9 protein-coding genes and 1 pseudogene are annotated in these 8267 nt (G+C 70.3%); 2 read left to right on the forward strand and 8 right to left on the reverse strand.

Annotated elements, in window-relative coordinates:
- Positions 1-136 precede the first annotated feature (136 nt).
- Positions 137-988 carry a hypothetical protein gene (locus F0415_RS10330; RefSeq protein WP_149861143.1) on the reverse strand — a complete coding sequence of 284 codons (852 nt, stop codon included), beginning with the start codon at positions 986-988 and terminating at the stop codon, positions 137-139.
- 355 nt (positions 989-1343) lie between these two features.
- Positions 1344-3944 carry an aminopeptidase N gene (gene pepN, locus F0415_RS10335; protein ID WP_149861144.1) on the reverse strand — a complete coding sequence of 867 codons (2601 nt, stop codon included), beginning with the start codon at positions 3942-3944 and terminating at the stop codon, positions 1344-1346.
- Positions 3945-4015: 71 nt separating this feature from the next.
- Here pepN and F0415_RS10340 point away from each other — a divergent pair, with 71 nt between their 5' ends.
- Positions 4016-4984, forward strand: coding sequence for a pyridoxal-phosphate dependent enzyme (locus F0415_RS10340; RefSeq protein WP_149861145.1), 969 nt, complete (start codon positions 4016-4018; stop codon positions 4982-4984).
- On the forward strand, positions 4981-5409 hold the full coding sequence (locus F0415_RS10345) for a ketosteroid isomerase-related protein (RefSeq protein WP_149861146.1): 429 nt from the start codon (positions 4981-4983) through the stop codon (positions 5407-5409). Before F0415_RS10340 ends, F0415_RS10345 begins: the two co-directional genes overlap by 4 nt.
- 10 nt (positions 5410-5419) lie before the next feature.
- On the opposite strand, the gene F0415_RS10350 is transcribed toward F0415_RS10345, so the two are convergent.
- The 6 genes and pseudogenes from F0415_RS10350 to F0415_RS12640 all read right to left on the reverse strand — a co-directional run.
- Entirely contained in the window at positions 5420-5827 is a 408-nt protein-coding gene (locus F0415_RS10350) for a nuclear transport factor 2 family protein (protein ID WP_149861147.1), read from the reverse strand.
- Positions 5828-5945: 118 nt separating this feature from the next.
- Entirely contained in the window at positions 5946-6335 is a 390-nt protein-coding gene (locus F0415_RS10355) for a DUF1801 domain-containing protein (RefSeq protein ID WP_149861148.1), read from the reverse strand.
- A gap of 15 nt (positions 6336-6350) precedes the next feature.
- A complete protein-coding gene (locus tag F0415_RS10360; RefSeq protein WP_188310365.1) occupies positions 6351-6878 on the reverse strand; it encodes a DUF5675 family protein in 528 nt (175 codons plus the stop codon).
- Positions 6879-6952: 74 nt separating this feature from the next.
- Entirely contained in the window at positions 6953-7414 is a 462-nt protein-coding gene (locus F0415_RS10365; protein WP_149861150.1) for a GNAT family N-acetyltransferase, read from the reverse strand.
- Between the two features lie 105 nt (positions 7415-7519).
- On the reverse strand, positions 7520-7870 hold the full coding sequence (locus tag F0415_RS10370) for a DUF2200 domain-containing protein (RefSeq protein WP_149861151.1): 351 nt from the start codon (positions 7868-7870) through the stop codon (positions 7520-7522).
- A 21-nt stretch (positions 7871-7891) separates the two neighbouring features.
- Positions 7892-8267 (reverse strand): annotated as a pseudogene (locus F0415_RS12640) (VOC family protein); the annotation flags it as partial.

The following is an 8267-nucleotide window of genomic DNA, read 5'->3' on the forward strand; positions in this document are numbered from 1 at the left end:
CAGGGGACCTGGTGCCGGGCGCCGAACAGGCGATGCGTTTGGTTGTGTCGCGTCACAAAGCGACGCGGAGTGTCAGTCCGGGGCCAAGAATGCGCGTCACCGGGGGTGTGCGCAATGGCCTGGCGGGCGTTTCCGCTCAGTCTTCCCTGTCTTTGCTCCGAAACTGTGACGCAGGTCTCACTTCCTGCCGCGGCACGGGCGCAGCCGGCGACGCTGCCGGGCGCGACGGCGGCGGTTGTGCCGTACGCGGTGCCGGCGCCGGCGCGGCGCGGGGTGCCGGCACCGGCCTGGGCGGCGACGCCGGGCGCGGCGTCCGGACCGACGGCAGATCGCGCGGGCCGGACCAGGCGGCCGGCTCGGGCGCGGCCCGGATCGGCGTCCGCTGCACCGGCCGCTGGGCGGGAACATGGCCGGTCTCCCTCGGCAAGGACGGATAGCGCATCTGCGGCTTGCCCGGACCGGCCGGCGCGGGCTGCACGGGCACGGGGGCCCGCCACTGCTCCGGCGGCCGCGGCGCCGGCTTGGCCCGCTCGGTCTGGAAGCGGGGCGATTCCAGCTCTTCCCGCTGGAAGACGCGCGGCGTCCTCACGTCCGGGGGGCGCCGGGGCGGAGCGGGACGGGCGGACGGCGGCGGCCGCCAGTAATAGTGTGGCGGCCGGTGATACCAGTAACCGCCGTGCCAGCCATAGCCGCCCCAGTAGTAGGGATCCCAGTAGCCGATCGAGAAGTGCCAGCCCGAATAGGGCCGCCAGTACCCGTGGCAGTAGTGGTAAGGCCAGTAGCCGCAGCGGTAGCGGTCCAGGCGCCAGAACGGCGCCACCCCGTAACCGTAGCCGAAGCCCCAGTGGACGCGGTCGTAGTCGGCGTAGTCGTAGCCGACGTAATAGTCGCCATGGCCATGGTAGGCGCCGTGGTAGTGACCGCCGCCGGAGTAGGTGGCGCAACCGGCCAGCAGCAGGACGGCAGTGGCGGCGAGCAGACGCTTCATGGCGATCCCCCCGGGTGTCGCCGGCAGTCTTGGCGCCCGGCGGTGAATCTGTCCTTAAGGCAACACTGAACACGTCCATCCTGGACGTGTTCAGTGGTCGCAAGTCCGGCGCATGTCCGGACTTGCTCCCGCGGATCAAGCACTTGCGTGCTTGGTCCGCGGGCGCGCCATCCATGGCGCGCGGGCAACGCCGACTTGATCAGCGTTGCCTTAACTCGACCCGAAGCCGGACGGCCGGTCCGGACGGCCCATGCGCCGCGATCCCAGCCCTCCGGCGCGGGCCGGAAGCGCGTGATCTGACGCAAGCGCGTCGCCGCGGACGCCAGCGGCTCGGCGCGGATGCCCGTGGCGGGCCTCAGGCGCGCAAGCGATCGAGCAGGTCGCGGCCGTCGGCCGATGCCAGACGGTCCTGCAGCGAGGCCAGCGCCGCCTCGGCCGACTCGCGCAGCCCGGACCGTAACCGGCGCCAGCCCTCGAAGGCGCCGAGCAGCCGGGCGGCGACCTGCGGATTGATCGGGTCGATCGCCGCCACCTGGTCGGCGATCAAACGGTGACCGGCGCCATCTAGGCGATGGAAGGCCAGCGGATTGCCGCGCGACAGATTGCCCAGCACCGCGCGCACCCGGTTCGGGTTGGCCGGCTTCCACCACGGCGAGGCCAGCAGCCACTGGACGTCCGCCAGCGCATCGGCGGCCGGACGGGTGGCGACCAGGCCGATCCACTTGTCGGTGACCAGCGGATCGCCGGCGAAGCGTTCCCGGAAGGCCGCCAGCGCGGCCTCCGCGCCCGGCGCCTGCCGGTGCAACAGTACGCGCAGCGCGGCCAGGCGCTCGGTCATGGTGGCGGTGGCGTCGAACTGTGTCTGCGCCGGCACGGTGTCCAGGTGACCCAACCAGTCAAGGCAGGCATTGCGCAGCGCCCGCGCCGCCATCGCCGAGGCCTGCAGGCCACCGCCGGCGGCAGCGGCCAGGGCGGCGTAGCGCTGGCGCAGCGGCTGCTCCAGCGCCGCCGCCAGGGTCGCCAGCAGCGATTCGCGGGCGCCTGCCAGGGCCTGCGGATCCACCACCGGCACGGCCTCGGCCAGGGTGTCGAAATCGGGCAGCGCCAGGCACTCGGCGACGAAGGCCGGATCGGCACCGTCATCGGCCAGCAGGCCGGCCAGCACCTCGCGCAAGGCTTCCGTGGCGGCGACACGCGCATCGGTGCCGGTGATGGCCTGGACGGCCAGCTGCTGCAGCAGGTCCCAGCGGCTGAAGGGATCGGCCTCCCAGCGCGCCAGCGTCGCCAGCTGCGCCGGCGTGTAATCGAAGCGCAGCCGCACCGGCGCCGAGAAGCCCTGGTTGAAGGCCGGCAGCGGCTGGAAGCCGAGACCGGGCCAGCGCAGCACGTGCCGGGCCTCGCGCAGCTCGAGCAGATCGCCGCGCACCGGCGCGTCGGTTTGCGGCGCCGCGCCGACGCGCTGGCCGGCGGGCCCGTACAGGGCGAAGCGCAGCGGAATCGGCAGCGGCGCCTTCGGCCCCGGCTGGCCGGGCGTGGCCGGCTGCGACTGGATGATCTCCAGCGCGTAGTCGCCGCTGGCCTCGTCGAAGCTGGCGCTGATGCGCAGTTCCGGCGTTCCCGCCTGCGCGTACCAGCGGGCGAAGTCGGACAGGTCGCGGCCGCTGGCGGCGGCATGCGCGGCCAGGAAATCCTCGAGCGTGGCGGCCCGGCCATCGTTGTCGGCGAAATAGCGCGCCATGCCGGCCTGGAAGGCCTCGTCGCCGACCAGGGCCTGCAGCACCCGGATCAACTCGGCGCCCTTCTCGTACACCGTCAGGGTGTAGAAGTTGCTGATCTCGCGGTAGCGCTGCGGCCGCACCGGATGCGCCAGCGGGCCGGCGTCCTCGGCGAACTGGCGGCCGCGCAGCAGCCGCACCACCTCGATGCGCTTGAGCGCGCGCGAATGCAGGTCGGCGCTGAACTCGCTGTCGCGGTACACGGTCAGGCCTTCCTTGAGCGACAGCTGGAACCAGTCGCGCAGCGTCACCCGGTTGCCGGACCAGTTGTGCAGGTACTCGTGCGCCACCACCGATTCGATGGCGAGGAAATCGGTGTCGGTGGCGGTGGCCTCGTCGGCGAGGATGTAGCGGGCGTTGAAGATGTTCAGGCCCTTGTTCTCCATCGCGCCCATGGTGAAGTCCTGGGCGGCGACGATGTTGAACACGTCCAGGTCGTAGCAGCGGCCGAAGCGCTGCTCGTCCCAGCGCAGGGCACGCTCGACCGCGCCCAGGGCATAGCGGCAACGCTCGACGTCGCCGGCCTCGGCCCATACGTTCAGCTCGACCCGTCGGCCTTCGGCGGTGGTCAGCGTCGTGGACACCCGCGCCAGCGGGCCGGCGGCGATGGCGAACAGGTAGCCGGGGGTCGGATGCGGGTTTTCCCACACCGCCTCGTGGCGGCCGCCCTCGAGTTCGCGGCTGCCGACCGGGTTGCCGTTGGCCAGCAGCACCGGGTAGGCGCGACGCTCGGCGCGCAGGGTGATGCGCCAGGTCGGCATCACGTCCGGGCGGTCGGCCAGGAAGGTGATGCGGCGGAAGCCTTCCGATTCGCACTGGGTCAACAGCAGGCTGCCGCTGCGGTACAGGCCTTCCAGGCGCGTGTTGGCCGCCGGCCGGATGCGCACGCGGGTGCGCAGTTCGCAGGCGGCGGCGACGCCGTGCACGCACAGTCGCTGGCCGTCGTAGTCGTAGCGTTCCGGCGGCAGCGGCTGGCCGTCCAGTTCGATGGCCAGCAGTTCCAGGTCCTCGCCGTCCAGCAGCAGCGGTTCGCCCGGGCGGGCAGGTTCCAGGCGCAGCCGGGCCTCGACCTCGGTCGCGTCCGGGTCCAGGTCGAAGCGCAAGTCGGCATGCGGGATGCGCCAGGCGGGCGGTTGGTAATCGGCCAGATACACGTGGCCGTCGTCGCGGCGGACGGGCATGGTGTCGGTATCGGAAAGGGGGTCGTTGCAGGCTCTGCTAGGCTAGCACGCGCACTCTGAACGACCCTGCCATGAGCCCGACCCTGCCCGAGTTCGAGGACGTGCTGGCCGCCGCCGCACGCATCGCCCCGCATGCCCGCCGCACGCCGGTGCATCGCTCCCGTTCCCTGGATGCGCTGGCCGGGGCCACGCTGTACTTCAAGTGCGAGAACCTGCAGCGCGCCGGCGCCTTCAAGTTCCGCGGCGCCTGCAACGCGGTGATGGCGCTGGACGACGAGGCGGCGGCCCGCGGCGTGGTCACCCACAGTTCCGGCAACCACGGCGCGGCCCTGGCCCTGGCCGCGCGCAGCCGCGGCATTCCTTGCCATGTGGTCGTGCCCGAGGGGGCGGTGGCCGGCAAGCTGGCCGCCATCGAAGCCTACGGCGCCACCCTGCACCGCTGCGCGCCGACGATCGCCGCGCGCGAGGCGGCAGCCGCCAGGGTGCAAGCCGAAACCGGCGCCCGCCTGGTGCATCCGTACATCGATCCGTTCGTGATCGCCGGCCAGGGAACCGCCGCCCTGGAACTGCTGGCCGAGGCAGGCCCGCTGGATGCCCTGGTGACGCCGTTGGGCGGCGGTGGCCTGCTGTCCGGCACCGCCATCGTCGCCCGGGCCCGGGCCGGCGACATCGCGGTGTTCGGCGCCGAGCCCGAAGGCGCCGCCGACGGCATCGCCTCGCTGGCGGCCGGCCGGGTGGTGACCGACATCGTGCCCGACACGATCTGCGATGGCCTGCGCGGTACCCTCGGCGAACCCAACCTGGCCCTGCTGCAACGGTGCCGGGTGCGGCTTCTGCCGGTGTCCGACACCGAAGTCGTGAGCGCCATGCGCCTGGCCTGGGAGCGGCTGAAACTGGTGATCGAGCCCTCATCCGCCACCGTACTGGCCGCCGTGTTCCGGCATCGCGGCCATTTCGCCGGCCGCCGGGTCGGGCTTATCCTGTCCGGCGGCAACGTGGACCTTGCCGCCTTGCCCTGGCAGGAGCAGAAAGCGCCATGATCGTCGACGGAACCCGCAGCTCCGACCGCGCCATCGAGCTGGTGCTGGACTATTACGCCGCCTTCAACCGCGGCGACCGCGAGGCCATGCTGGCCCTGCTCGCCGACAAGGTCGTGCACGACATCAACCAGGGCGGCCGGGAAACCGGCAAGGCCGCTTTCGCGGCTTTCCTCGAGCGCATGGACCGCTGCTATCGCGAGCAGCTCAAGGACATCGTGGTGATGGCCAACGGCAGCGGCGACCGGGCCGCCGCCGAGTACATGGTGCACGGCGAGTATCTGGCCGACGACACTGGCCTGCCGCCGGCGCGCGGGCAGAAGTACGTGCTGCCCGGCGGCGCCTTCTTCGAGCTGCGCGATGGCCGCATCGCCCGCGTCACCAACTACTACAACCTCGAGGACTGGATCGCCCAGGTGTCGCGCTGAGCGGCGCCGCTCAGTCGGGCGGGCGATGCCGCGCCAGCTCGGCCAGCAGGGGCGCGCGGTCGAAGTAGACCTCGTTGCGCCGGATCTTCCCGGCATCGTCCAGCTGCACGAAGCAGACACCGACGATGTCAAGTACGGTGTCTCCCACCGGGATCCGGGCCAGCCACTTATTGAGGAATCCGCCCTCCATCGGGATGCCCTCGATCTGGCGCCAGACCCAGTCAGGGTTACGGGCCAGCAGCCTGCGGAAGTACTCCCGCAGCGCCGGCTTGCCGCGTACGCCTTGCGGCACGCCCGGATCGAGGTAGAGCGCGTCGTCCGAGTAGAACTGCAGCAGCCGCTCGGGGTCGTTGCCGGTCCAGGCGGGCAACCAGCGCTCGGCGAAGCGCCGGGCTTCGTCGGCAGTCAGATACTTCACGACCCTCCCCTTCTTTCCGGGCTGCGAGCCTTGGCCTTCCCGCCGGTGTCGCTCTCCCAGATGTCCAGCACCTGGAAGCCATGCCGCGCCAGGCTCGGCGTGTCCATGACGTATCCCTCTACTTGAGCCGCTCCAGACGGCCCTTGCGCTTGACGATGTTCTTGTAGTCCCACTGGATGTCGCGGGTCTTGCCCAGCCAGCGGCGCAGGTCAGCCAGGTTCACCCCGGCCGCCGAGGCGTAGCGCGCTTCGGCGGCCTTGAACTTGCCTTCCGGCGCCAGGCCGGGCTCGTCGAAGGACTGGCCGCTCCAGAAAAGCAGGCGCACGCCGCCCTTGAGCTTGCTGTAGCCAACCACCGGATTGCCTTCCAGGAACCAGACCGGGTGGCCGTGCCAGACCTTGTTCTCGGCCTCGGGCAGGGCGCGGTCGATCTCCGCGGCCAGCAGCTCGCAGAGCTCGCGGTCCTGCGGTGCCTGCGCCTGGTGATAGCGGTGGGTGTCGGCGTGCATGACGATTCCTCCGGGTTAACGTGCGCGCACCATCAGCAGGCCCTCGGCGTAGTGGTCGTGCAGCCAGTCGGTGAGCAGGCGGCTTTCCAGCAGCCGCGTCGGTTCCTGCGGGCGGTCCACGCGGCGGGCGGCGAGGATGCAGCCGCGCGTTTCGCCCTGGGCGTTGCCGACGTGCACCAGGATGTCGGTGAAACCAGGCACGTTGTGCAGGCGCAGGCATTTGCCAAGGCGGGCCGAGGTCCAGCGGCTGAAGCGGTAATCGCCCAGCGGGATCGGCCCCTTGCCGCTGCTGCTGCGCGGCTCCAGCGTGTAGCCACGGTGCACCCAGTCGCCATCCCCGCTGGCGAACAGGTACCCCCAGAGGCCGTGCGCGTTCTCGCCCTCGCGGATCACCGCCAGCGCCGTGGCCGTTTGCGTTTCGGGCAGCTCCAGCGAGGCGCGCAGCATCGCCAGCGCCTCCGCCGGCTCGGTGAAACCCTCGAACTCCCAGGGCGCGGGCAGCGGATACTCGTTCTCGAAGACCGGGTCTGGCGATTGCTTCACGCATTCCTCCTGGCTGCGGGGCGACGAACCGGTGTCGGAGCCGTCTATACACCAGGCGATATCGCCGAGGCTATCTACGGCGCAATACCGGTCATCCATTCGTAGTGGAAGAAGTCCCGGTCGCGTACCCAAGCCAGGGATTCGTACAGGGCCTGCGCCGCGTGGTTGTCCACCGCGGTGCTGAGGGTCAGGTAGACGGCGCCGGTTTCCCGTCCGGTTTGCTGTGCCGCCTCCATCAACTGGCGGCCGAGGCCGAGGCGACGGCAGTCCGGAGCAACGAAAAGGTCGTTCAATATCAACACTGGTGCCGCCGCTACCGAGGAGAAGCCGGGATAGAGCTGGACGAAGCCGCCCAGCCGGCCATCGCCGAGGTCGGCCACCAGGAGGTGCGACTCGCCGCGGCGCATGCGCTCGCCGATGAAGGCGCGGGCGCGGGCCAGGTCGGCGGGCCTGCCGTAGAAGCGGCGGTACTGGTCGAACAGGTCGGCGACGGCGTCGAGGTCCTGCTCCGCGGCCTTCCTGATGATCGCGGTCATGTGCTGTCCCTCATTCGCCCGGGAAAACGGGCTTGCCGGCCCGCGGCAGTGCCGACCCCAGTTCGGAAAGGTGTTCGCAGGCCATGGTTCGCTCGCGGTTCGCGCTCAGTTCCTGAGGATCCTGTCCATGGCCTTGCCCTTGGCCAGTTCGTCCACCAGCTTGTCCAGGTAGCGGATCTTGCGCATCAGCGGATCCTCGACCTCCTCCACGCGCACGCCGCAGACCACGCCCTTGATCAACTCGGCCTTGGGATTGAAGGCCGGGGCCTTGTTGAAGAAATCCTCGAAGCTGGTACCGGCCTCCAGGTGCTTCTTCAGCGCGGCGGCGGTGTAACCGGTCAGCCAGAGGATCACCTGGTCCACCTCTTCCTGCGTCCGCCCCTTCTTCTCGGCCTTCTGCACGTACATCGGATAGACCTTGGCGAAGGCGACCGAGTAGATGCGGTGTCCGGACATGCGTGATCTCCTGCTGTTCCCTTAACACTCAGGCGGGGGCTCCCAGGGTTCGATCTTGTTGCCGTCCGGGTCCATGACCCAGGCGAACTTGTCGAAGCCCTCATGGGTTTCGACCTCGCCCAGGAAATTGCAGCCCTCGGCGCGCGGCGCCGCGACCAGAGGATCCAGATCGGCACGCGGAAGTTGACCATGAAGGGCGAGGTGTTCGGCGCCATCTTGTCGGCGTCCGGCCCGAACACGCTCCAGACGGTCGCGCCGGGCGGGCTGTCCCGTAAGCTTCCCCGGTCGGTAGACACCCAATAAGTAGAACTTTCTGGCATCTTTTCCCAGCCAGGAGGTTTGCATGAAGAAGTCGAAGTTCACCGAGACCCAGATCATTGCCGTGCTCAAGCAGGGC

Source organism: Arenimonas fontis (assembly GCF_008386465.1).
Taxonomy (GTDB): domain Bacteria; phylum Pseudomonadota; class Gammaproteobacteria; order Xanthomonadales; family Xanthomonadaceae; genus Arenimonas; species Arenimonas fontis.

Excerpts from the sequence above, each read along its gene's own strand:
- F0415_RS10355 (WP_149861148.1), bottom strand. The coding sequence starts at position 6,335 with ATGCACGCCGACACCCACCGCTATCACCAGGCGCAGGCACCGCAGGAC.
- F0415_RS10365 (WP_149861150.1), bottom strand. The coding sequence starts at position 7,414 with ATGACCGCGATCATCAGGAAGGCCGCGGAGCAGGACCTCGACGCCGTC.
- F0415_RS10345 (WP_149861146.1), top strand. The coding sequence starts at position 4,981 with ATGATCGTCGACGGAACCCGCAGCTCCGACCGCGCCATCGAGCTGGTG.
- F0415_RS10330 (WP_149861143.1), bottom strand. The coding sequence starts at position 988 with ATGAAGCGTCTGCTCGCCGCCACTGCCGTCCTGCTGCTGGCCGGTTGC.
- F0415_RS10340 (WP_149861145.1), top strand. The coding sequence starts at position 4,016 with ATGAGCCCGACCCTGCCCGAGTTCGAGGACGTGCTGGCCGCCGCCGCA.
- pepN (WP_149861144.1), bottom strand. The coding sequence starts at position 3,944 with ATGCCCGTCCGCCGCGACGACGGCCACGTGTATCTGGCCGATTACCAA.
- F0415_RS10370 (WP_149861151.1), bottom strand. The coding sequence starts at position 7,870 with ATGTCCGGACACCGCATCTACTCGGTCGCCTTCGCCAAGGTCTATCCG.